Below are 21,262 nucleotides of genomic sequence, written 5' to 3' on the forward strand. Positions count from 1 at the left end.
CCGCGGTGCGGTGCGGGGTCGTATGGGGCCGGCTGGAGCGGTCGTGCAAGCCCGCTTCGCCATGGTCGCGCCATCGACGTACCCACTTGTAGGCCGTGGGCCGGGAGATGCCCATCTCGGCGGCCACATGCGCGACCGGGCGGCCGGACAGGACGCGGTGAACGAGCAGACGGCGACCATGAACGGTCAGCCGGGCGTTACGGTGGGACACGAGGCCTCCGCGTGTGCTGCAGATTCGACACCTACACCACACCGGAGGCCTCTCCTATGATCAACCCCCACTGTTAACAACGTCCGTGATCAATACAGCTAGCGCATCACGTGCCGTCCGGAGTGATCCGGGCTGGGTCGCGGACGGTTCGCTCGCCGTACGGAACGCAGCAGGACGGGCACGAGCAGTGCCATCAGGCACAGGCCGGCAGCGGCGGCGATCATGGCGTAGTGCTGGCCTTGCGTGAAGGCCTCGCGGGCGGCGGCGGCGAGCGTGGCCGCAGCCGGTTCCGGCAGGTGCCGTGCGGACTCCAGAGCGCCGCCGAGGGTGTCCAGCGCCGCTGACGGAGCGTCCATCCCGCCGAGTCGCCCCCTGTAGACGGCGGTGCCGATGCTGCCCAGCAGCGAGATGCCGAGCGCGCCGCCGAACTCGGTGGCCACCTGCGACAGCCCGGCGACCGAGCCCGCGCGCTCCGGTGGTGCGGTGGCGATGATCAGGTCGGAGGAGACGGTCAGGACGAGGGTGACGCCGCCGGCCATCAGCATGATCCCGGCGATCAGCAGGCCGCCCTGGCCGGTCACGTCCAACTGGGACAGCAGCGCGAAGCCGCTCGCGCCGATGAGCAGCCCGGCGCAGACCACCAGCCCGGGACGGATCTTGCGCACCAGCACCGGGGCCAGCCCGGCGGCGAGCATCGCCGTCCCCGCCGAGGGCAGCGCGTACAGGCCGGCGATCAGCGGCCGAGCACCCATGACCATCTGCAGGTACTGAGTGGTGAAGAGGCTGGAACCGACCATGGCGAAGACGCCGAGGGTGTTGGCGCCGATGGCGGTGGTGAAGGCGCGGCTGCCGAACAGGTGCACGTCCAGCATCGGAGGGGTCATCGAGCGCTGGCGGCGGACGAAGGCGACGCCCAGGCAGAGGCCGGCGACGATGCCCAGGACGGGCGGCCCGCCGAGGCCGTCCTGGGCGATGTGCTGGATGCCGTAGATCGTGGGGAGGATCGCGCCCAGCGACAGGATGACGCTGAGCAGGTCGAACCGGCTCGGGTGCGGATCACGCGATTCAGGCAGCAGCAGCGGCGCCAGAATCAGCAGCAGCGCCATCACCGGCAGGTTGGCCAGGAACACGGAGCCCCACCAGAAGTGTTCCAGCAGCGCGCCGCCCATCAGCGGGCCCAACATGGCGCCGCCGGCGAACGCGCCGGTCCAGATGGAGATGGCGATCCGGCGCTGGCCGTCGTCGTGGAACATGTTGCGGATCAGCGACAACGTCGAGGGCATCAAGGTGGCGCCGCCCACCCCGAGCAAGGCCCGGGTGGCGATCAGCAGGTCGGCGCTGGGCGAGAACGCGGCGACCGCGGAGGCCGCGCCGAACGCGGCGGCGCCGGCCATCAGCAGCCGTCGCCGTCCGACCCGGTCGCCCAGCGCGCCCATCGGCAACAGGAGCCCGGCCAGCATGAACGGGTAGATGTCGATGATCCACAGCAGTTGGGAGCCGCTCGGCGCCAGGCCGGCGCTGATGAACGGCAGTGCGTACGACAACACGTGCAGGTCGACGGAGATCAGAAGTACGGGCAGGACCAGGACGGCCAGCCCGATCCATGGCTTGCGTCCGGCTCTCAAGAGCGGCCTTTCTCGCGAAGGGGGGCACCCGCGTGGTGCAGGTGACGGAGGGCCTCGCCGTGCGAGGCCAGGAAACCGACTTCGTGGTACGGCAGGCCGAGCCGGCGGCAGTAGGCCCGCACGATGGGTTGCGCCTTACGCAGGTTGGGCGTGGGCATATGGGGAAACAGATGGTGTTCGATCTGGTAGTTGAGTCCACCCATGGCGATGTCGACGAAGTGGCCACCGCGCACGTTTCGGGTGGTGAGCACCTGCTTGCGCAGGAAGTCCAGGCCGGCCTTCCCGGTCAGCGTCGGCATGCCCTTGTGGCCGGGGGCGAAGACGCAGCCCATGTAGAGGCCGAAGAGTCCCTGATGTACGGCGAAGAAGACCAGTGCCTTGCCCGGTGACAGGACCCAGGCCAGCGCGCCCAGGTAGAGAGCGACATGGGCGAGCAGCAACGCGCCCTCCACGGCGCGGTGCATCATCCAGGGCCGACACAGCGCGCGGATGCCGCCCACGTGCAGGTTGAGTCCCTCCAGCAGGAGCAGCGGATAGAACAGGAACGCCTGCCTGCCGCCGATGAGCCGGGCCAGGCCGCGGCTGTCGCGTGCCTGCTCCTGTGACCACACCAGGACGTCGGGCACCACGTCCGGATCGAGGTCCTCGTGGTTGGGGTTGGCGTGGTGGCGGGTGTGCTTGTCCATCCACCAGCCGTAGCTGAGCCCGATGGCGAGGTTGCCGCCCAGGAGTCCGAGGATCTTGCTCGGCTTTCGGCTGAGGAAGATCTGCCGGTGCGCCAGGTCGTGGAGGACGAGGGCGACTTGGGCGAAGACGATCGCGAAGAGGGCGGCCAGCGGTATCTGGAGCCAGGAGTCGCCGAGCAGGAAGAACGCCGCCAAGCCTGCCAGATGGAGACCTGCCACCGCGCTGAGCCGTATCAGGTAGTAGCGGGGGCGGCGGTCGAGGAGCCCGGCTTGTCTTATGCGTCCGGACAGACGGCTGAAGTCGCTCGCAGCCGTGGCTGTTGCGGTTGCTTGTGCCATGCCGCCGACCATACACACGTTTGGCACAACTGTACAAAACATATGTATGTGACGCTTGTTTGGATCCGTCGGTCACCGGCGCGCCGGCCCGGGGCAACGGCCTGTCAGGCCGCCGGGTGGACACGGTGCTGTGGGACGGGGGGCTGGAGAGCGCGGCGCGCCGCCGGGGGTGCGCTGGGTGCGCGGCCTGGCCGCCGGCCGCCGCCGTCCTGGCCTTCGCCGTCGTGCATCGCCGCGACGTCTGACCGCACCGCGAAAGGAACCCGATGATCTCGCCTCTGCCGGCCGTTCCCCTGACGGCATGCCTGGCCGGGAACGTTCGGCTCGTCAGGCGCGAGCGCGTCACGGGGGTGCGGGGGTGGGAGGAATGCGCGGCGGAGACCCCGCAGGATGCTCAGGCCCTTGCTGGTCAGGGACGGCGGATCTCGCCGAAGGCGCGCTCGATGGCCGACGGCGCGCTCGATGAAGGGGGAAAACCGCGCGCGCTTAGAGGCGCACCAGCTTGTCGAACAGGCGGGCCAGCTCGGTGCCGGGGTCGGCGGTGAGCCCCGCGTGGACCGGGCCCGTCTGCACGATCGTGCTGCGCGGCGCCGTGAGCCAGCGGAACCTGCCGCCCAGCGGTTCGCGGGCCAGCGGCCCCGCCTCCTCGCCGCAGGCCAGCTCGTACGCGCCGAGGGCCCGCCGGACGCCGTCGATGTCGGCGTCCGGGTCGAGGGCGCGCAGCCGTACGGTGTCGAGGTGGACCCGCGCGCACAGGTAGCCGCGCGGCTGGCAGTACAGGACCACGCCCGCGTTGATCAGCTCACCGCGCTCGACCCGGGGCACGACTCGGATCACCGCGTACTCGTAGACGTCCCTCACCGGGGCCTCCGTGGCGCTCATCGGCCGTCTCCCCGCCAGAACTCGCCGACCGATCCCGGAGCGCCGGGCCCCCGCGCGGGCGCCGGCGGCTCATGGGTGAGCCACGCGCGCGGGCCGTGCGCGCGGCTCAGCAGGTGCTCGACGTAGGCGTCGCGGACGTCCTGCGCCGAGGCGAAGCCCGGCTCGTCGTCGAGCCACTCGTCGGGCACCAGCGCCGTGACCGCGCGCAGCAGCTCGGGCGTGATCCGCGCGGCCAGCTCGGCCCCGGCCGCCTCGACGCCCGTGGCGAACGGGGCCAGCACGTGGTCTCCCGCGTCGAAGGGACGCTGCGGGTCGGCGGTGCGCCAGTTGTGGTGGAACCACAGCGCCGCGCCGTGGTCGATCAGCCAGATGTCGCCGTGCCAGAGCAGCAGGTTGGGGTTGCGCCAGCTCCGGTCGACGTTGTGGATCAACGCGTCGAACCAGACGACCTTCGACGCGAACCCGGGGTCGGGCGTCCAGGCGAGCGGGTCGAAGCCGAGCGCCCCGGGCAGGAAGTCGACCGCCAGGTTGCGGCCGGAGCTGGCCTTGAGCAGGTCCTGGACCTCCTCGTCCGGCTCCCGGACGCCGATCTGCGGGTCGAGGTCGATGATCTTGAGGTCGGGCGTGCGCAGGCCGAGCCGCCGGGCCAGCTCCGCGCAGATGATCTCGGCTACGAGGACCCGCCGGCCCTGGCCGGCCTCGCGGAACTTCACCACGTACGTGCCCAGGTCGTCGGCCTCCACGACCCCCGGCAGCGATCCGCCCTCCCGCAGCGGCGTCACGTAACGCGTGGCCGCGATGGATTCCAGCACGGCACGAGGGTATCGGACCAGGGGCGCCGCCCCGATCTCAGCGTCCCCTACCGATCTTCACCGTGTTCCGGCCGGTCCAGCGCGGATGGAGCTCCCCCGCCCCCGCCGTCGGCGGCGCTGCGGCGCGCGCGGAGCGCGCGGACCCTGCCCCGGCTCGCGCACGCCGGGGACGGGCACCAGCGCCGGCGCCCGGGCGGGTCGACGAAGACGCCCCGGCAGTCCTGTTCCGGGCAGCTCCTCAGGGCGAACCGGTCGGCGCCGGTCATCTGGTCCACCGCCTGGCGGGCGATCCGGGCGAGGGCGTCGGCGGTCCGCTGCGGTGGTTCCCGGCGCAGGTGCCCGTCCGCGGTCAGCCGGATCGGATCGTCGTGTTCGGCCAGGAACGCGACCAGATCCGCCACGGCGGCCGCGGGCGGTGGCCGCCGGTCGACCGTGGCCAGCGCGAGGAGGCGCAGGGTCTCCCGCAGAGCCCGCGCCCGGTGCAGGTCGTCATCGTCGGGCGGGCGAGCCGGGGTGAGCTCGCAGCGTTCGAGCCACTCGGCGAGCCTGCCCGGCGTGGCGAGCCGTTCGACCGGGCTCGCGCTGAAGGTGCGCCCCTGGGTCGCGAGCAGGTTCAGCCAGATGGCGCCGCAGTCGAAGCGGAAGGCGAGCGGGTCCTCCTTGACCATGACCCGAGTGTAACGCCTTGAGCGTTACCAAGCGTGCTACGGTGACGTAACGCCTAGAGCGTTACATCCCCTGAGGAGGATCGACCATGACGACGAGCCGAGCGCTGCAGGAGCGGCTGACGCCCGCGCGACTGGACCGCGACGAGGGATACCGGCTGCTGGACCTGCTCCAGGACGAGCAGACCCGGGAGGCGGCGCTGCCCGGCCTCGAACACCTCGCCCCCGGCTTCGCGGACTGGATCGTCACCGCCCTGTTCGGCGGCACCTACCTGCGCGAGGGGTTGTCCCCGCGGGACCGGCAACTGGTCAACCTGGCGGCGCTGACCGCGCTGGGCGCCGTGGAACCGCAACTGGCCGGCCACGTCACGACCTCCCTGCGGGTCGGCATGACGCGCCAGGAGATCGTGGAGGTCTTCGTCCACCTGGCGCCCTACATCGGCGTGCCCAGGGCGCTGGCCGGGCTGCGCGTCGCTGCGGCGGCGCTCGACGCCGAGCGGGAGGAGGCGTGACGGGGGCGGCGGTCCGGACCGTCCTCGGGGACATCGCTCCCGAGGAGCTCGGTGTCTGCGACGCGCACGACCACCTGTTCATCGGCTCTCCGGCGTTGCCGGGGCAGGAGCTCGACGACACCGGGGCCGCGCTGTCCGAACTGCAGGCTTTCGCCGCGCTCGGCGGTCGTGCGGTCGTGCAATGGACACCGTGGGGGATGCGGCGGCGCACCGAGGAGCTGCCCGGCCTGTCCCGGCGAACGGGCGTGCACCTCGTCTCCGCCACCGGGATGCACCAGGCGAAGCACTACGACGAGCGCGTGCTGGAGCGGGTGTACGGCGGGCTGCCCGGGCTGTTCGTGCGCGAGCTGACCGGCGGCCCGGTGAGAGCCGGGATGATCAAAGTGGCCGGGGCGTACCACCGCCTCGACGACCACGCCCGCCACGTCCTGGCCGCCGCGGCCGAGGCGCACCACGCCACCGACGCCCCCATCGGCGTCCACCTGGAGGCCGGCACCGCCGCGCTCGACGTGCTCCACCTGCTGTGCGACACGCACGGCGTTCCCGCGCGACGGGTGATCCTCGGGCACCTGCACCGCTTCCCCGACGCGAGAATCCACCGGCAGGCCGCCGAGACCGGCTGCTTCCTGGCGTTCGACGGCCCTTCCCGCCCGCACCACGGCACTGACTGGCGCCTTCTGGACAGCCTCGCCGTCCTGGCCGAAGCCGGCCACGCCCGGCAGATCCTGCTCGGTGGTGACACGGTCACGCCGGCGGCCAGGGCCGGCGCGGACGGGCCGGGCATGCCGTTCCTGCTCGGCGGCCTGCGCCCGCGGATCGAACGCGAACTGGGTCCCGACGTCGCGTCCGCGATCTTCACCGGCAACCCGGCCCGTGCCTTCGCGGCGCGCTGGCGGCAGCCATGACCCGCCTCACATCTTGGCGATGACCTCCTCGGCGAAGCGCTCCATCGTGGCGATCTTGAGTTCCAGGGTGTCCTCGCCGTACCGGGCCTTCTCCTCGGGCGTGGCGAGCCACCACGGCGCCGCCATCGTCCCCGTGACGCCCTTGGCGGCGAAGCGGCGGTAGGTCGCGGCGTCCGGCATGACGGCCAGCGGCGCGACGATCTCGAAGCCGTCGTCGTCGCGGCCGTGCTCGCGCAGCGACGCCCGCAGGTCGGCCAGGACGCCCTCGAACTGCTCCTCGGTGTAGACCCGGTTGCCGATCCAGCCGTCGCCGAGCCGGGCGGCGCGGCGCAGCGCGGCCTCGCTGTCCCCGCCGACGATCACGGGGACGGGCCGGTCCGGCACGGGCGCGATCGACAGCTCGGGCAGGCCGTCCACCGTCATGGCACGGCCGGTCCACAGCTCGCGCAGCGCCGGGATCATCGCGTCGAGTCGGCGGCCCCGCGTGTGGAAGTCCTGCCCGGTGGCCAGGAACTCCTCCTTGCACCAGCCGACGCCCACCCCGAAGCTCACCCGGCCGCCGGACAGCACCGCCGCCGTCGAGACCTGCTTGGCCACGGTGAACAGGTCGCGGGCCGGGGCGATGTAGACGTTCGGCGCGAAGCGCAGCGTGCTCGTCACGGCGGCCATCGCGCCGATCGTCACCCACACGTCCGGCCAGTGCGTACGCGCGTCCCAGCGCGGCCGGCCCGAGCGCGAGTAGGGGTACGGCGAGGCGAAGTCGGCGTAGAACAGGTGGTCCGACAGCGTCAGCGTGTCGAACCCGCACCGCTCGGCCGCTCGGGCCAGCTCCAGGTACTGGCCGGTGTCCGTGAACGAGGCCCCCAGCCAGAATCTCACTGGAACTCCGGGATGACCTTGGTGGCGAACAGCTCCAGGTTGCGCTTGACCGTGTCGAGCGGCAGCACGCCCTGCTGTCCCTGCATGTACAGGCCGAACCACTCCAGGTCCGGCATCCGGTCGAGCATCCGCTGGATGCCGCGCTTGACGTCGTCCGGGGTGCCGAACAGCGCCATCTCGACGTCGTTCATCCGCTTGGCGTCGCCCTTCTCCGGCGAGATGGGCTTGTGCTTCTCGTCCTCCTTCTTGCGCAGCACCTCCAGGTAGCCGAACGGGCCGAAGAAGGCGGCGAAGTCCTTGGGGATGCTCCGGCCGAAGGTGTTGATGGCCTCCTCGGTCGTGTCGGCGATGCCCACGATCTTGAGGATGCCGGTGTGCTCGCCCAGCTTGTACTCGCGGCCCTGCCGGGCCGACTCCTCCTGGTAGAGCTTGGCCTTGGCGGCGTGGTCGTCGGGGTTGGGGGTGAACATCCACGGCAGGATGTCCTCCTGCGCCGCCCTGATGACCGAGCGGTCGGAGATGGTGAACGGCTGCCACAGCTCCGGGTAGGGGTTCTGGTACGGCCGCGGGCAGACCGAGACGGCCTGCACCCTGCCCTCGTCGTCGAGCTCGCCCGGGGCGCCGAAGGTCCGGGTCCAGTCCTGGGCGGGCCAGCCCTCGATCCCGTCGAACGGGTAGGGCACCTCGTACTCCAGCACGTCCGACTTGTAGCGGAGGGTCTCCTGCGTCCACGCCATCTTCATGATCTTCAGGACCTCGCCGAAGACGTCGAAGTTGCGCGTGTCGGAGGCCGAGCCGTCGGAACGGGCGGCCGCCGCGTGCCAGCGCTGCCCGAGCACGTTCATCCACCGGTTCTGGTAGCCGCGCGCCACGCCCAGCCGCAGCCGGCCCTTGCAGAACTGGTCGAGCAGGGCCACGTCCTCGGCCGCCCTGATCGGGTCCCAGGCGGGCAGCACCATGCCGAGCGGCGCGAGCAGGATCCGTTCGGTCCTGGCCGCCAGGTCGGTCAGGAACATGAGCGGGTTGACCGAGAACTCCATGCCCTCCGAGTGGAAGTGGTGCTCGGTCATCATCAGCGCGTCGAAGCCGATCCGGTCGGCGTGGACGGCGATCTCCCGCACCTCGTGCAGCAGCCGCTGATACGACTCCGTGTCGCGCCCGATGGGGCGCTTGGCCTTGGCGTTCTCCTCAGCCGCGTATCCGGAGCCTGGGATCTGCGGATTCAGGAAGATGGAAAACTTCACCGGGAGACCTCTTTCCACGGGGCGTTTCTCTGTGCGGCAAGCTACTCTAGAAATCTTAGCCGAGCAATCGCTTGGTTGACTTGCTTGGTCGCTTCCTGAGGAGGGCGGGCGCATGCGGCTCGGGGTCACGATGTTCACCACCGACCGGGCCATGCCGGTCCACGAGCTCGCCAGGGCGGCGGAGGAGCGCGGCTTCGCCTCCCTCTACGTGCCCGAGCACACCCACATCCCGGTCTCGCGCCGCACGCCGCCGCCCAACGGCGAGGCCGAACTGCCGGAGCCGTACCGGCGCACCCTCGACCCGCTGGTCGCGCTGTCCTACGCCGCCGCCGTCACCGAGCGGCTGCATGTCGGCACCGGCATCCTGCTCGCCGCCCAGCGCGACCCGGTCGTCACCGCCAAGGCCGTCGCCACCCTCGACCACCTGTCGGGCGGGCGCGTGGTGCTCGGCGTCGGCTTCGGCTGGAACGTCGAGGAGATGGCCGACCACGGCGTCCCGTACGGGGCGCGGCGCGAGATGGCGCGCGAGAACGTGCTGGCCATGCGGGCGCTGTGGCGCGACGAGGTGGCCTCCTACGACGGCCGTTTCGCGCGTTTCGCGCCCTCCTGGTCCTGGCCCAAGCCGGTCTCCGGCCCGCCCGTCTACATCGGCGGCGCGGCGGGACCGAAGATGTTCGCCCACGTCGCCGAGTACGCCGACGGGTGGATGCCCATCGGCGGCAAGGGGATCAAGGCCGCCCTGCCGGCGCTGCGCGAGGCGTGCGAGAAGGCCGGGCGGCCGATGGCCCGGGTGATCCCGTTCGGCACCATTCCGACCCGCGAGAAGCTCGCCTACTACGCGGAGCTCGGGATCGAGGAGACGGTGGCGAACCTGCCGAGCGGACCGGCCGACGTGGTGCTGCCCGTCCTGGACGAGTACGCCCGGCTCGTCCAGCGGCCCGTCTGACAGCCGGGCTTACCTGGGTGGGGAGCATCGTGCCGCCCTGGGGTTCCAAGGATGTCACCACTTCGCGAAATGTCCGGCGGTTTTCTGACCTTGAGTGTCACGGTCCGGTGGCGATGCGGGCAGGACCGTTGACTCTCCGGCGCCGGTTGCCTTCAGTGGAAGGTGATGTGGGGTGGCGGCGAGGGGAGGCGCCCCGTGCCAACGGCGCAGCCGCTCAGGACGGGGGACCCGCGGCGGCTCGGCTCGTACGAGCTGACCGGACGCCTGGGCGAGGGCGGACAGGGCGTGGTGTTCCTCGGTTCGAGGGGCGAGGAGACCTACGCGGTCAAGCTGCTGCACGGACCCGTCGGGGACGAGCGGGCGGCGTTCCTGCGGGAGGTGGAGCTGGCCAAGCACGTGGCCAGGTTCTGCACCGCGCAGGTGATCGAGGCCGGCTTCGACGAGGGCCGGCCGTACATCGTGAGCGAGTACGTCGACGGGCCGTCGCTGCAACGGCACGTCGTGCTCACCGGGCCGCGCGGCGGCGCCGCGCTGGAACGCCTCGCGGTCAGCACCGCGACGGCGCTCGCGGCGATCCACCGGGCCGGCATCGTGCACCGCGACTTCAAGCCGCAGAACGTGCTGCTCGGCGTCGACGGGCCGCGCGTCATCGACTTCGGCCTGGCCCGGGCGCTCGACGCGGCCGCCACGGTCAGCGGCAGGGGAGTGGGCACCCCGGCGTACATGGCGCCCGAGCAGATCACCGCCTCGGCGGTCACCGGGGCCGCGGACGTGTTCTCCTGGGGCGCCACGATGTGCTTCGCGGCCAACGCGGTGGCGCCGTTCGGCCAGGACTCCGTGGCGCCGGTGCTGCACCGCATCCTCACCGCGCCGCCCGAGCTGGGACGGCTGGACGGGCGGCTGCGGGACATCGTGGCGGCGTGCCTCGACAAGGACGCCCGCAACCGGCCGAGCAGCAGGGAGCTGCTGCTGGAGCTGCTGGGGGACGCGGAGGGCGTGCCGGCGGAGGTGCTGCGCTCGCCTCCGCCCCACATTCTGCGCACCCCGCCGCCGGCACCGGATCCGGCCGTCCCGGCCGGCGAGGGCTTCCCGTCCGGGGAGGGCGAGGACTTCCCGTCGTCCCCTGTGGCGTACGCGCTGGCGGGATCCTCCCCGCTCGGCCCCGCGCCCCTCACCCCCGGATCCGTCTCCCCCGGGTTGTCCGCCGGCGCGCCGCTCGCCCAGCCCGAGGCGACCGGCGCCCCGTACGGCTACGTCCTCCCCGAGGCGACCGGCGCTCCGCACGGCTACGCCCTCCCCGAGGACGGGTCCTTCCGCGCCGGGCGTCCCCCCGAGGGAGGGCCGTGGGCGAGCGGCGCCGTCCATCCCGCGACGTACGGCTCCCCGCTCGGCACCGGCCCCGTACCGGGTGAGACCGAGCAGACCCGGCACGTCGGGCAGGCGTTCAACCGGGCCGGCCTGGCCGTCTCCGCCGCTCTCCTGGTGAGCGCGGCGGTGCTGGTGACGGTCGTGGTGCCGGCGTTCCGGCACGGGGGCTCGGACCCGGCCGCGGCCCGTCCCACCGTCATCACCAGCGCCCCGGCCGGCACGATGCCCGACGCGGCACACGCCACCCCCCACCGTGAACGCCACAGCACCGGGGCGCAGCAGCCCGCCGGCGACCCGGCCACGGCTCCGGCCGCCGACCCGCCGGCGCGGGTCCCCGCGGGCATCCAGGTCCCGTCGCTGACCGGTCTCGACCGCGGGGTGGCGGTCAAGGCGCTCGAACGCGCCGGTCTCGTGCCCGGCACGGTCACCCAGGTGGACTCCCCCCGCAAGGTCGGGCAGGTGCTCGGCACGCAGCCCCAGGCCGGGGCGGCCGTGCCCAAGGGGACGGCGGTCGCGCTGCGGGTCTCGGCCGGGCTGGTCGTGCCCGCCGTCACCGGCATGCGCCGCGGCGCCGCCGAGACCGCCGTGACCAGCGCCGGGCTCGCGCTGGGGGCGGTGACCACGTCCTGCTCCGCCCGCCCGGACGGGCAGGTCCTGTCCTCCAGCCCGCAGGCGGGCACGCGGGTGGCCGGCGGCGGCAGGGTGGCGCTCGTGGTGTCCAGGCACGGGACGAAGATGCCGGGCGTGCTCGGCCGTACGGGCGAGGGCGCGAGCGGCACGCTGCGTACCGCCGGGTTCACGGTGACGCAGGAAACGCGGCTGGTGACGGACGAGGCGCGGGCCGGCACGGTCCTCGCGCAGAGCGTCGCGGCCGGCGCCTGCGCGAAGCCGGGCACGGGCGTGGTGCTCACGGTCGGCGTCCTGGCCCAGAGCGACCCCGACCCCACGGAACCCTCCGAACCCCCGGCCACGGAGAGCCCGACCCCGACCTCCACCACCACCGAAAGGCCCGCCTGAGATCCGGAGGCCGGGTCACCTGAGGCTCGCGTTCCGGCGTGCGCCCCACACCGCCAGCCCGGCCACCAGGAAGAGGGCGCCGGCGAGCCACAGGATGCCCTGGAGCGGCAGGGTCTCGACGACCGCCCCGCCCGCCAGCGCGCCCAGACCGATCGAGAGGTTGAACACCGCCACCCACAAGGCGGACGCCTCCTCGACGGCGTGGGGCGCCGCCTTGATCATCCACGTCTGGAGGCTCGTGGAGACCCCGCCGTACACCAGACCCCAGACGACGAGCAGCGTCACCCCGCCCGCGCGGGTGAGCCCCACCACGGGGTAGGCGAGCATGGTCAGCGCCAGGGCGGCGGCGATGGCGAGGACCGTCCGATGCAGCCGCTTCGCCACCGCGGCCCCCGCGACGAAGTTCCCCGCGACGCCGGCCACGCCGAACCCGAACAGCAGCGGCCCCACGAGCCGCTCGTCGAGGCCCGACAGGTCCCGCAGCACGGGACCGATGAACGTGTAGGCCGTGAAGTGGCCGGTCACGATCAGGAACGTCGCCACGATGCCGACCCGCACCCCCCGGTCGCGAAGCCGCCCGCCCAGCCGCCCCAGGCTGACGGGCCGGGCGGCGGTCAACGGCGGCAGCACCGCCAGCAGGGTGAACAGCACGGCGAGCGCCAGCGCGCCCAGCGCGCCGAACGCGATCCGCCAGCTCGCCAGCCCGCCGATCAACGTGCCGACGGGGACGCCGAAGACGTTCGCGGCCCCGACGCCGCCGAAGATGATCGCAGTGGCCCGCGGCACGTGCGCGGCCGGGACGAGCCGGACCGCCAGGCCGCCGGCGACGGCCCAGAATCCGCCGATCGCCACCCCGACCAGCACGCGGGCGGCGATCAGCAGCGGGTAGCTCGGCGCCAGGGCGGAGGCCGCGTTGGCGAGCGTCATGAGCGCCATCAGGGCGACGAGCAGCAGCCTGCGATCCAGCCTGCCGACGAGCACCGGCACGACCGGCGCGGCGACGGCGGCGACGACGCTGGGGACCGTGACCATCAGCCCCGCCGCGCCCTCGGAGACCGACAGCGCCGAGCCGACCGGAGCGAGCAGCCCGATGGGCAGCTGCTCGGCCGTCACCAGGAGGAACGTGCCGAAAGCCACCGCGGACACCGCGAGCCAATGGCTCCGCGCCGGCGCGGCCGATAGGGGATGGGTCGCCGTCATGTGGGAGGTCCCTTCTCTCATTCGGGAGCGATCGCTCCCATATGGCGGCACACCCTAATACGGGAGCGAACGCTCCACAACACGGGTAGAGTGGCGGCCATGGCACGACCCCGGGAGTTCGACGAGCAGGACGTGGTCGCCAGGGCGACCCGGCTGTTCTGGCGTCGCGGCTACAACGCCACGTCCGTCCGCGACCTGGGCGCCGAGCTCGGTCTCAAGCAGAGCAGCCTGTACCGCACCTTCACCGACAAGCACACCCTGTTCCTGCGCGCGCTCGACCACTACCGGGCGACCGACTCCACGCAGGCAGAGGAGCAGCTCAACGCCCCGGGCGCCAGCCTCGACATCCTGCGGGCGTGGCTGATCTGGATGGTCGGCCACGACGCCGGCCTCGGCTGCTTCGTGGTCAACACGGCCGCCGAACTCGGCACCACCGACCCCGAGGTCCAGGAGAGGACCGAGGCCGCGTTCGAGGTCACCCGGACGACCCTGGCGTCGCTGCTGCGCCGCGGCATCCGCGACGGCGACCTGCCCGCCGCGCTGGACGTCGACGCCGCGGTGGAATCGCTGTTCACGACGGTGCTCGGACTGCGCGTGCGCGAACGCGCCGGGCACGACCCCCGGCGGCTCGCCACGGCGATCGACTTCGCGGTCAGGGCGCTCGCGACATCGGCCTGAACGCGCCGGGACTCCCGGAACGACAAAAGGACCTCCCCGCGCCGCAAAGCCAGGCTGGAGGTAGCCGGCCTGGATCCCACCAAGGGCTCAGGTCATCAAAAACCAGGTCACAACCCCCGCTGCGGGGAAGGTCCGGGGCAGTCCCGGGACAGTCGCGGTGTTGTCGCGGTGGAGGGCGGGGGGAGGTACCAGGCCCCGCCAGGAATCCCACTACGGAGAAGACCATGTCTATCTTGAACTACCTGGGCCTGAGCTACCTGCCGCTGCTCGACCCTCGGCGCTCGCCGAGTGACGACAGCTCCGGTGCGTCACTCGCGCGTCGTCGTCTCCGCAACCGTCACTGAGCACGACGCCGGACCCGGAGAGACGCTCGGCGGGGAACTCCCTCGCCGGGCGTTTCGATGCCGCCGGACCTCAGGCCGTCTCGCGCGGGGCGGGCGCGGAAATCCGCTGTCCACGGCGTCCGCGCCGCCGATATCTTCCGATCATGGACGAGATGGCGCTGCTCAAGCATTCCGACGGCCCGGTGACCCGCGACCGGATCGCCCGCGACCTCGCCGCTCTCGGCCTCGCCGAGGGGGACGTCGTCATGTTCCACACCCGCATGTCGGCCATCGGCTACGTGGCCGGCGGCACGCGAACCGTCATCGACGCCCTGTCCGACGTCGTGGGGGAGCGCGGCACCCTCATGGTCACCTGCGGCTGGAACGACGCCCCGCCGTACGACTTCACCGACTGGCCCCGGCCGTGGCAGGACGCCCTGCGCGAGGGGCATCCCGCGTACGACCCGGAGCTGAGCGAGGCCGACCACAACAACGGCCGCCTGCCGGAGGCGCTGCGGCGCCGGCCCGGCGCGGTCCGCAGCCGGCATCCGGACGCGAGCTTCGCCGCCCTCGGCGCGTCGGCGGCCGAGCTGATGGCCGACCACCCCTGGGACGACCCGCACGGCCCGGGCAGCCCGCTGGCCAAGCTGGTCGCCGCCGGGGGCCGGGTGCTGCTGCTGGGCGCCCCGCTGGACACCCTCACGCTGCTGCACCACGCCGAGGCGCTGGCGGACGCGCCCGGCAAGCGGTTCGTGGAGTACGAGCAGCCGATCCTGGTGGACGGGGAACGGGTCTGGCGCCGCTTCCGCGACATCGACTCGGAGGACGGAGCCTTCGACTACGCGTCCGTGGTGCCCGAGGGCCGGTGGCCGTTCGCCGTCATCGCCGAGGAGATGATCGCCGCCGGGACGGGGCGGCGCGGCATGGTGGGCGCGGCCGAGAGTCACCTGTTCGAGGCCGGGGACGTGGTGCGCTTCGGCGTCGCCTGGATGGAGGAGAAGCTGGGGAAGGCGTGACCCCAGAATGCCTCCTGGGGCGTCCTGATCGGGCTGACCCATCAGGCGGACGAAAACGGGTTGCGGTGGCGGATCGGGCCGCGGGACGCTCACCGGCGTGAAGATGCACGCCGACCAGCTGACGGTGACGCCCGAGACGGTGCGGGCGCTGGTGGAGGAGCAGTTCCCGCAGTGGCGCGGACTGCCCGTCAGGAGCGTGGCCTCCCAGGGGACGGTCAACGCCATCTTCCGCGTCGGCGACGACCTGGCGGCCCGCTTCCCGCTGCAGCCCGCGAACACCGAGTCGATCCGGCGCCGGCTGGAGACCGAGGCGGAGGCGGCCCGGGAACTGGCCGGCCGCACGCGGTATCCCACGCCCGAGCCGGTGGCGCTCGGCGAACCCGGGGCGGGCTACCCGCTTCCGTGGTCGGTGCAGACGTGGCTGCCCGGTGTCGTGGCGTTCGACGAGGACCCGGGGGAGTCGGTCGCGTTCGCCCACGATCTCGCCGACCTCATCGGCGACCTGCGCGCGATCGGCACGCGTGGCCGCACCTTCTCCGGCGACGGCCGAGGGGGCGAGCTGCGCACTCACGACGCGTGGGTGGAGACCTGCCTCGGGCACACCGAGGACCTGCTGCGGGCCGGCCGGCTGCACCTGGACGTGGGCCGGCTTCGCGACCTGTGGGCGAAGCTGCGAAGCCTGCCCCGCGACGCGGCGGGGGACGTGATGACCCACGGTGACCTGATTCCCGGCAACGTGCTCGTGTCCGCGGGCCGGCTGAGCGGGATCCTCGACGTCGGCGGCTTCGGCCCGGCCGACCCCGCCCTCGATCTCGTGAGCGCGTGGCACCTGCTGGAGACCGGGCCTCGGCAGGCGCTCCGGGAACGGCTCGGCTGCGACGACGTCGAATGGGAACGGGGCAAGGCGTGGGCGTTGCAGCAGGCGATGGGGGCGGTCTGGTACTACCTCGACAGCAACCCGGCGATGAGCCGCATGGGCCGGCGCACCCTGGAACGCATCCTGGCCGACGGGTAGCGGCTCGCTTCAGAGGAGGCGGTCGTAGGTGCCCTTGCCGGACGTGTCGAACGCCGCGTCACCCCGCCAGCGGGCCGGCACGTCCGCCATCTCCTCCGGCGTCGAGGAGAAGAACTCGTGCCATCGCCGCTCGTATCCGTGGGGATGGCCGAGGAGATTGTTCAGCGCGTTGTTGACCGCGAGGTGTCGCTTGTCGGGGTCGTCCGCGTGCGGCCATGACCTGGCGACCACGGCGAGCTCGTCCCGTGTGAGGCCCATGAGGGTGTGGAACTCCCAGTCCTCGAAGAACGGGCCGTGAACGGCGGCGTCCAGGCACTCCTGGATGATCTGCAGATCCCGCGCGGACATCGCTCGCATCGCGTCCATGGATGATCACGCCAGAGGTCCGTCGGACGCATGTGAAGATGAGCGCATGATCGGGACGATTCGCGGGAGCAGGCCCACGTCACGCAGAGCCGCGTACTGGGTCGCCGGGCTCTCGGCCGCCATCCTCCTCGTGGCCCTGATCTGGGGCGAGGAGCTGCGCTTCCTCCACTCGTCGGCGAACATGGCGGCGGTCGCCCGCACGCTGCGGGACGGCGTCGAGCTCAGGGACCAGAGCATCGGGAGCCTCTCGTTCGCGTTCGTCCGCCGGGAGAGCGACCAGGTCTACTTCTACCGGGGCAAGACCGGCGGAGGGGACGGCTACGGCTACATCTGGAGCCCCGCGCGCCGGCCGAGCGACGTCCGGCACCTGATGGGGCCCTGGTACGGGTTCCGGGACGACGCGCACCAGTGAGGTGGGACGCGGCTCCGGCGGCCAGTTGCACGGGGCGGTGCTGCCTCCGCAGATGACCGTGTTCGGTGACGACGCCTGTCCGGGGCCGTGGAGGAAGGCGGCGGCTGTGATGCAGAGCATCCTGATCGGGCACCCACTGGTGGACGGCAACAAGCGGCTCGCCTGGACGGTCGCCGTCGCCTTCTACGGAGCTTCGTCGCCGAGCAAGTCGTCAAGGAACTCTGCGAGGATGATGTTCGCGCGGTCCTTCGCTTCATCTGCGCCAGGGGCGTCTTCTTCTCGATAGAGGAGGCCTTTTTCGTCGGGCAGGTGGGGGCGCAGCGCGAAGATTCTGTGCGCTTTCTCGACCACCGAGAAAGCCTTGGTCTGTGCAACAAACCCGTATCCGTTCCTTGGACGCATGTCAAAATCGAGCAGGGGCGACGGGGCCGAACAGTGCGACGAAGGGGCGAGCGACGTTGAGCGTGAGCGGCCAGGATCAACGGCAGAGCATCCAAGAGCGCATCACCGATCGACTGGGCGCGCAGGGCTGGTTTCGCGAGGCCGCCGCGGAGAAGTTCGATTGGCCTGACTTTGCGTTCGACAACGGACGGGCGCGCATGGAGTTCTTCTACTCCGCGGCCGACGACTGGGTGCGCCTAGGGATTCTCACTGACAGCCAGGAAGGCTACCTGCAGGTCCGCTTCGGAGAGCATCTCGAAGCGCTCCTCGACGCGGTGATCGCAGTGCAGCAAGAGCTGGCCCCTGACTGCTGGGATGCGTTCATTGAAATCTTGCTCGCCGTCCCGCTCGAGGTGTACGCGATCACCGGCGAGGACGAGAGCGATCTGGTTAAGCTGCACAGCAGTGGGTCATTTCGTGCAATGGGTTGATTACTGGTGGAGACGGTGGTCCGGTTGGTCGCGGCTGCGTGGCCTACGGATGAGATCTTGGCAGTATCCTCCGGGTGACGAGTTCTCCTGTGGCATCAGGGTGATCTCTCCTGCCCTGGAACAGGTCGCCGAGGACCGGGGGTGTGGGGGCCGGTAGGCCCCCACACAGGGGCGCAGCCCCCGGCAGGGCGTCCGAGCGGAGCGAGGGCCATGCCCTTGGCGGGGGTCGAAGGGGGCGGGAGCCCCCTGGGAGGCGCTGCCCGAGCGCCGCTCCGCGCGAAGCGCGCCCCCCGTGAGGACCTTGCTTTTCCGTAAGCGTCAGCCGAGGCTGACGATCTCGCCGTTCAGGCGTGATCTCTCCGCCGCCCAGGCGATCAGATGGCTGTGCAGGCTCTCGCTCGGGGAGGAGAGGATGGAGGCGCGGTCGCGGGTGCGGACCGCGGTGACGAACGCGTCGACCAGGCCCGCGTCGCCGCCGCCGTGGCCGCCGCCGGCCGTGGCGTCTCCCGGGGGACGCGTGTCGACGGTCTCCGAGCGGCCCGTGAGGAAGTCGTGGACGGTCAGGCGCTCGCCGTCGCCGTCGATCGAGCCGCGGGTGCCGAAGATCCGCGTCTGGCGGTGGACGGCGGGGGTGAAGCCGGTCATCGTGAACACGGCGGTGGCGCCGCCCTCGAACTCCATGTTCACCACCTGGTGGTCGACCACGTCGTTGTCGCAGTCGTACACGCACCTGCCGTACGGGCCGGTGCGCAGCGCGTCGAGGACGCCGGCCTCGGAGACGTCGTCGGTGAGCACCGACAGCGGCCACTCGTCGCGGCCGGCCAGCGGCAGGTAGATGCGTCTGGCGGAGTACGGGCAGCTCTCCTCGACCGCGCAGTCGAGGCAGCGGGCGGCCGCGCCGGCGGGCCGGTTCTCCGGCCGGAAGTGGTGCAGCCCGCCGAACGACGACACCCGCGTGACGTTCCTGCCGGTGAGGTGGAGCAGCCAGTCGAGGTCGTGGCACGACTTGGCGAGCAGCATGAACGACGACTCGTCGGCGCGCCGCCAGTTGCCGCGCACGTAGGAGTGGGCCTGGTGCCACCAGCCGACCGGCTCCAGGTGCTGCACGCTGACGATCTCGCCGATCCGCCCGGCGTCGAGCATCGCCTTGAGCGCCCGGGTGTAGGGGGTGTAGCGCATGACGTGGCAGACCGCGAAGATCGCGCCGGAGCCGTCGGCGGCGGCCACGATGCGCCGGCAGTCCTCCTCGGAGACCGCCATGGGCTTCTCCAGCAGGACGTCGTAGCCGAGCTCGGCGAAGCGCACGGCCGGCTCGACGTGGTCCCGGTCCTGCGTCGCGATGATCACCGCGTCCGCCTGCCGGGGGAGCGCCGCCAGCTCGCGCCAGTCGCCGTACGGCACCGCGCCGGGGAACCGGTCGCGGCGGCCGGGGACCGGGTCGGCCACCGCCACCACCCGTGCCTGGCCGGTCCCCACGGCGTGCCTCGCGTACGAGGTGCCGCGCGAACCCGCTCCGACGACGGCCAGCGTCACCATCGCGCCTCCACTTATGTAACCAACTGCCGTATGTCGGCCGATGTTAGGATCCTGGCTGGTGGACGTCAACAGCGGAGTTATGAGGAGAGGTCTCGTAAGGTGACCGAGCTGCGGCCGGGAGACGCTTCGCTGCTGCGCAAGGTCAACACCCAGGTCACCCTGCGCGCGTTGCGTCGCGAGGGTGTCGCCACCCTGACCCGGCTGGGCCGGATCACCGGCCTGTCCCGGCAGACGGTCGAGGCGGTGCTCGACGAGCTGGGCGGCCGGGGTTGGGTGCGCGAGGTGCCGCCCGACGAGGGCGTCATGGGCCGGCCGGCCCGCCGGTTCGGCTTCCGCGCCGACGCCGGGCACGTGGTGGGCGTGGACGTCGGCGGCGACCGGATCCTGGCCTGCCTGGCCGACCTCAACGGCGACGTGGTCGCCTGGGAACGGGCCGGGGTTCCCGACGACGCCCCGGCCCCGGAGCGGCTGGAGGCGGCCCGCCGTACGAGCCTGGCCTGCGTCGACGCCGCGGGCGTGCCGCGGACCCGGGTGCTGACCGTGGCGGCCGGCACCTCCGGCATCGTGGACCGCACGGGGCGGGTCTCGCTGTCGACGGTGCTGCCCGGGTGGACCGGCGTGGACCTCGCGGGACTGGCGGGGCGGTGGTTCGGCTGCACGGGGCTGGCGGCCAACGACGCCAACCTGGCCGCCCTGGCCGAGCACTGGCGGGGCAGCGCCCAGCACGCCTCCGACGTGGTGTACGTGCTGGCCGGGCACCGGCTCGGCGCCGGCATCCTCATCGGCGGGAGGCTGCACGCGGGCCGTTCGGGCGCCGCCGGGGAGATCGGCGCGCTGCGCCAGGTCGGCTGGGACGACGCGGCGCGCGAGCTGGTCAAGGAGGCGGGCGCCGAGGAGGTGTTCGCCGCGGCGGGCGCCGGCGACCCGGAGGCGCTGCGCCGCGTCGACCACTACGCCGAGGGGCTGGCGATCGGCGCCTCGGCGCTCGTGCTGACCGTCGACCCCGACCTGCTGGTGATCGGCGGCGGCAAGGCGCGGGCGGGCGAGGTGCTGCTCGCGCCGCTCCGCCGCCACCTGGCCGAGCTGTGCCTGCGGGCGCCGGAGGTGGTCACCTCCACCTTCGGCGAGGAGAGCGTGGCGCTCGGCGCCGTACGCCTGGCCCTCGACCACGTCGAACGCGAGGTCCTGAACCTCTAAGGGCCTGGCCCCCTGGTCCGGGCGTCAGATGGCTCGGGCGGCGCGCAGCAGCTCGGCCCTCACCAGCTCCTCCGGCAGGTCGGTCGTGTGCACCACGGCCCACTGCAACGCCCCCAGCACCGCCCAGCCGCGCACCTGCGCCACGGCGTCCGGCTCCGGCCCCACCAGCCGGGCCAGCAGCTCGTCGCGGAACGTCCTGATGGCCTCGCCCGTCGATCCCGGCGGGGCGTCGTCGGCCCCGCCGACGTCCTCCATGATCAGGCGCAGCACGGTGCGGTGCCGGACGACGAAGGCGACCAGCGCCTCCAGGAGCGCGTCGCGGTCGGCGAACTCGGCGCCGAGCAGCGTGATCATGTCGTCGGCGCAGGGTGCGAGCAGCTCGGCCGCCAGCCGGTCCTTGGGGTGGAAGTGGTAGGCGACGGCGGTCTTGGTCAGGCCGACGGCCGTCGCGATGTCGGCCAGGGACGTCCCCGCGTAGCCGCGCTCGGCGAACAGCCGGCGGGCGGCGGCGAGGATCCTGCTGCGGGTGTCGTCGGCTGTGGTCATCGTCTCATTT

General features: G+C 72.3%; 24 protein-coding genes and 1 pseudogene. 12 read left to right on the forward strand and 13 right to left on the reverse strand.

The features are described from left to right. From HTZ77_RS35825 to HTZ77_RS35835, 3 genes are all read right to left on the reverse strand, one after another. Positions 1-211 (reverse strand): helix-turn-helix domain-containing protein (locus HTZ77_RS35825; RefSeq protein ID WP_175588630.1); only part of this gene is annotated, 211 nt, incomplete at its 3' end. Between the two features lie 98 nt (positions 212-309). Next, entirely contained in the window at positions 310-1,836 is a 1,527-nt protein-coding gene (locus tag HTZ77_RS35830; protein ID WP_175594198.1) for an MFS transporter, read from the reverse strand. Continuing rightward, entirely contained in the window at positions 1,833-2,861 is a 1,029-nt protein-coding gene (locus tag HTZ77_RS35835) for a fatty acid desaturase family protein (protein WP_175594199.1), read from the reverse strand. Before HTZ77_RS35835 ends, HTZ77_RS35830 begins: the two co-directional genes overlap by 4 nt. A 59-nt stretch (positions 2,862-2,920) precedes the next feature. Between HTZ77_RS35835 and HTZ77_RS35840 the strand changes: the two genes are divergently transcribed. Further along, on the forward strand, positions 2,921-3,106 hold the full coding sequence (locus HTZ77_RS35840; RefSeq protein ID WP_175594200.1) for a hypothetical protein: 186 nt from the start codon (positions 2,921-2,923) through the stop codon (positions 3,104-3,106). A 241-nt stretch (positions 3,107-3,347) separates the two neighbouring features. Here the strand turns inward: HTZ77_RS35840 and HTZ77_RS35845 are convergent, their stop codons facing one another. The 3 genes from HTZ77_RS35845 to HTZ77_RS35855 are packed head-to-tail and all read right to left on the reverse strand — an operon-like array spanning position 3,348 to position 5,223. Beyond that, entirely contained in the window at positions 3,348-3,743 is a 396-nt protein-coding gene (locus HTZ77_RS35845; protein WP_175594201.1) for a DUF3037 domain-containing protein, read from the reverse strand. Then, positions 3,740-4,555 (reverse strand): HipA family kinase, encoded by an 816-nt coding sequence (locus tag HTZ77_RS35850; protein WP_175594202.1) that lies wholly within the window; start codon positions 4,553-4,555, stop codon positions 3,740-3,742. The genes HTZ77_RS35845 and HTZ77_RS35850 overlap by 4 nt, the downstream gene beginning before the upstream one ends. Before the next feature lie 47 nt (positions 4,556-4,602). Then, positions 4,603-5,223: a CGNR zinc finger domain-containing protein gene (locus HTZ77_RS35855; RefSeq protein ID WP_175594203.1), complete on the reverse strand. Its 621-nt coding sequence runs from the start codon at positions 5,221-5,223 to the stop codon at positions 4,603-4,605. A gap of 86 nt (positions 5,224-5,309) precedes the next feature. Between HTZ77_RS35855 and HTZ77_RS35860 the strand changes: the two genes are divergently transcribed. Together HTZ77_RS35860 and HTZ77_RS35865 are read left to right on the forward strand one after the other, a co-directional pair. Beyond that, positions 5,310-5,732 carry a carboxymuconolactone decarboxylase family protein gene (locus HTZ77_RS35860; RefSeq protein WP_175594204.1) on the forward strand — a complete coding sequence of 141 codons (423 nt, stop codon included), beginning with the start codon at positions 5,310-5,312 and terminating at the stop codon, positions 5,730-5,732. Beyond that, positions 5,729-6,637, forward strand: a complete 909-nt coding sequence (locus HTZ77_RS35865; protein WP_175594205.1) for a phosphotriesterase family protein — start codon at positions 5,729-5,731, stop codon at positions 6,635-6,637. The genes HTZ77_RS35860 and HTZ77_RS35865 overlap by 4 nt, the downstream gene beginning before the upstream one ends. A gap of 6 nt (positions 6,638-6,643) precedes the next feature. On the opposite strand, the gene HTZ77_RS35870 is transcribed toward HTZ77_RS35865, so the two are convergent. Beyond that, the gene (locus HTZ77_RS35870) at positions 6,644-7,516 is read right to left on the reverse strand and encodes a TIGR03619 family F420-dependent LLM class oxidoreductase (RefSeq protein ID WP_175594206.1); all 873 of its coding nucleotides are present in this window, start codon (positions 7,514-7,516) and stop codon (positions 6,644-6,646) included. Beyond that, the gene (locus HTZ77_RS35875; RefSeq protein ID WP_175594207.1) at positions 7,513-8,760 is read right to left on the reverse strand and encodes an LLM class flavin-dependent oxidoreductase; all 1,248 of its coding nucleotides are present in this window, start codon (positions 8,758-8,760) and stop codon (positions 7,513-7,515) included. The genes HTZ77_RS35870 and HTZ77_RS35875 overlap by 4 nt, the downstream gene beginning before the upstream one ends. A 112-nt stretch (positions 8,761-8,872) precedes the next feature. Between HTZ77_RS35875 and HTZ77_RS35880 the strand changes: the two genes are divergently transcribed. Together HTZ77_RS35880 and HTZ77_RS35885 are read left to right on the forward strand one after the other, a co-directional pair. Beyond that, the gene (locus HTZ77_RS35880) at positions 8,873-9,706 is read left to right on the forward strand and encodes an LLM class F420-dependent oxidoreductase (protein WP_175594208.1); all 834 of its coding nucleotides are present in this window, start codon (positions 8,873-8,875) and stop codon (positions 9,704-9,706) included. Positions 9,707-9,901: 195 nt separating this feature from the next. Continuing rightward, entirely contained in the window at positions 9,902-12,091 is a 2,190-nt protein-coding gene (locus HTZ77_RS35885; protein ID WP_328808962.1) for a serine/threonine-protein kinase, read from the forward strand. 15 nt (positions 12,092-12,106) lie between these two features. Here HTZ77_RS35885 and HTZ77_RS35890 read toward each other — a convergent pair whose 3' ends face one another. Beyond that, on the reverse strand, positions 12,107-13,228 hold the full coding sequence (locus HTZ77_RS35890; protein WP_328808963.1) for an MFS transporter: 1,122 nt from the start codon (positions 13,226-13,228) through the stop codon (positions 12,107-12,109). Positions 13,229-13,390: 162 nt separating this feature from the next. On the opposite strand from HTZ77_RS35890, the gene HTZ77_RS35895 reads away from it, so the two are divergent. From HTZ77_RS35895 to HTZ77_RS35905, 3 genes are all read left to right on the forward strand, one after another. Then, positions 13,391-13,969 (forward strand): TetR/AcrR family transcriptional regulator, encoded by a 579-nt coding sequence (locus HTZ77_RS35895; RefSeq protein ID WP_175594211.1) that lies wholly within the window; start codon positions 13,391-13,393, stop codon positions 13,967-13,969. Between the two features lie 487 nt (positions 13,970-14,456). After that, a complete protein-coding gene (gene aac(3) / locus HTZ77_RS35900; protein WP_175594212.1) occupies positions 14,457-15,308 on the forward strand; it encodes an aminoglycoside 3-N-acetyltransferase in 852 nt (283 codons plus the stop codon). Positions 15,309-15,411: 103 nt separating this feature from the next. Beyond that, positions 15,412-16,323, forward strand: a complete 912-nt coding sequence (locus HTZ77_RS35905) for an aminoglycoside phosphotransferase family protein (protein WP_175594382.1) — start codon at positions 15,412-15,414, stop codon at positions 16,321-16,323. Positions 16,324-16,332: 9 nt separating this feature from the next. Here HTZ77_RS35905 and HTZ77_RS35910 read toward each other — a convergent pair whose 3' ends face one another. After that, entirely contained in the window at positions 16,333-16,689 is a 357-nt protein-coding gene (locus HTZ77_RS35910) for a hypothetical protein (RefSeq protein ID WP_175594213.1), read from the reverse strand. Positions 16,690-16,735: 46 nt separating this feature from the next. Between HTZ77_RS35910 and HTZ77_RS35915 the strand changes: the two genes are divergently transcribed. Further along, positions 16,736-17,101 (forward strand): hypothetical protein, encoded by a 366-nt coding sequence (locus HTZ77_RS35915; RefSeq protein ID WP_175594214.1) that lies wholly within the window; start codon positions 16,736-16,738, stop codon positions 17,099-17,101. A gap of 37 nt (positions 17,102-17,138) precedes the next feature. After that, positions 17,139-17,225 (forward strand): annotated as a pseudogene (locus HTZ77_RS48490) (type II toxin-antitoxin system death-on-curing family toxin); the annotation flags it as partial. A 59-nt stretch (positions 17,226-17,284) separates the two neighbouring features. On the opposite strand, the gene HTZ77_RS48495 reads toward HTZ77_RS48490, so the two are convergent. Continuing rightward, entirely contained in the window at positions 17,285-17,452 is a 168-nt protein-coding gene (locus HTZ77_RS48495; RefSeq protein ID WP_328808989.1) for a hypothetical protein, read from the reverse strand. Positions 17,453-17,565: 113 nt separating this feature from the next. On the opposite strand from HTZ77_RS48495, the gene HTZ77_RS35925 reads away from it, so the two are divergent. Continuing rightward, positions 17,566-17,973: a hypothetical protein gene (locus HTZ77_RS35925; protein WP_175594216.1), complete on the forward strand. Its 408-nt coding sequence runs from the start codon at positions 17,566-17,568 to the stop codon at positions 17,971-17,973. A gap of 318 nt (positions 17,974-18,291) precedes the next feature. On the opposite strand, the gene HTZ77_RS35930 is transcribed toward HTZ77_RS35925, so the two are convergent. Then, positions 18,292-19,509: a Gfo/Idh/MocA family protein gene (locus tag HTZ77_RS35930; protein ID WP_175594217.1), complete on the reverse strand. Its 1,218-nt coding sequence runs from the start codon at positions 19,507-19,509 to the stop codon at positions 18,292-18,294. Between the two features lie 99 nt (positions 19,510-19,608). Between HTZ77_RS35930 and HTZ77_RS35935 the strand changes: the two genes are divergently transcribed. Next, entirely contained in the window at positions 19,609-20,706 is a 1,098-nt protein-coding gene (locus HTZ77_RS35935; protein WP_328808964.1) for an ROK family protein, read from the forward strand. Positions 20,707-20,730: 24 nt separating this feature from the next. Here the strand turns inward: HTZ77_RS35935 and HTZ77_RS35940 are convergent, their stop codons facing one another. After that, the gene (locus HTZ77_RS35940) at positions 20,731-21,252 is read right to left on the reverse strand and encodes a TetR/AcrR family transcriptional regulator (RefSeq protein WP_175594219.1); all 522 of its coding nucleotides are present in this window, start codon (positions 21,250-21,252) and stop codon (positions 20,731-20,733) included. Between the last annotated feature and the right edge of the window lie 10 nt (positions 21,253-21,262).

Source organism: Nonomuraea montanisoli (assembly GCF_013363975.1).
Classification (GTDB): domain Bacteria; phylum Actinomycetota; class Actinomycetes; order Streptosporangiales; family Streptosporangiaceae; genus Nonomuraea; species Nonomuraea montanisoli.

Coding starts and splice junctions, on each gene's coding strand:
- HTZ77_RS35835 (WP_175594199.1), bottom strand. CDS start 2,861: ATGGCACAAGCAACCGCAACAGCCACGGCTGCGAGCGACTTCAGCCGT.
- HTZ77_RS35860 (WP_175594204.1), top strand. CDS start 5,310: ATGACGACGAGCCGAGCGCTGCAGGAGCGGCTGACGCCCGCGCGACTG.
- HTZ77_RS35915 (WP_175594214.1), top strand. CDS start 16,736: ATGATCGGGACGATTCGCGGGAGCAGGCCCACGTCACGCAGAGCCGCG.
- HTZ77_RS35880 (WP_175594208.1), top strand. CDS start 8,873: ATGCGGCTCGGGGTCACGATGTTCACCACCGACCGGGCCATGCCGGTC.
- HTZ77_RS35895 (WP_175594211.1), top strand. CDS start 13,391: ATGGCACGACCCCGGGAGTTCGACGAGCAGGACGTGGTCGCCAGGGCG.
- HTZ77_RS35905 (WP_175594382.1), top strand. CDS start 15,412: ATGCACGCCGACCAGCTGACGGTGACGCCCGAGACGGTGCGGGCGCTG.
- HTZ77_RS35930 (WP_175594217.1), bottom strand. CDS start 19,509: ATGGTGACGCTGGCCGTCGTCGGAGCGGGTTCGCGCGGCACCTCGTAC.
- HTZ77_RS35940 (WP_175594219.1), bottom strand. CDS start 21,252: ATGACCACAGCCGACGACACCCGCAGCAGGATCCTCGCCGCCGCCCGC.
- HTZ77_RS35910 (WP_175594213.1), bottom strand. CDS start 16,689: ATGGACGCGATGCGAGCGATGTCCGCGCGGGATCTGCAGATCATCCAG.
- HTZ77_RS35855 (WP_175594203.1), bottom strand. CDS start 5,223: ATGGTCAAGGAGGACCCGCTCGCCTTCCGCTTCGACTGCGGCGCCATC.
- HTZ77_RS35845 (WP_175594201.1), bottom strand. CDS start 3,743: ATGAGCGCCACGGAGGCCCCGGTGAGGGACGTCTACGAGTACGCGGTG.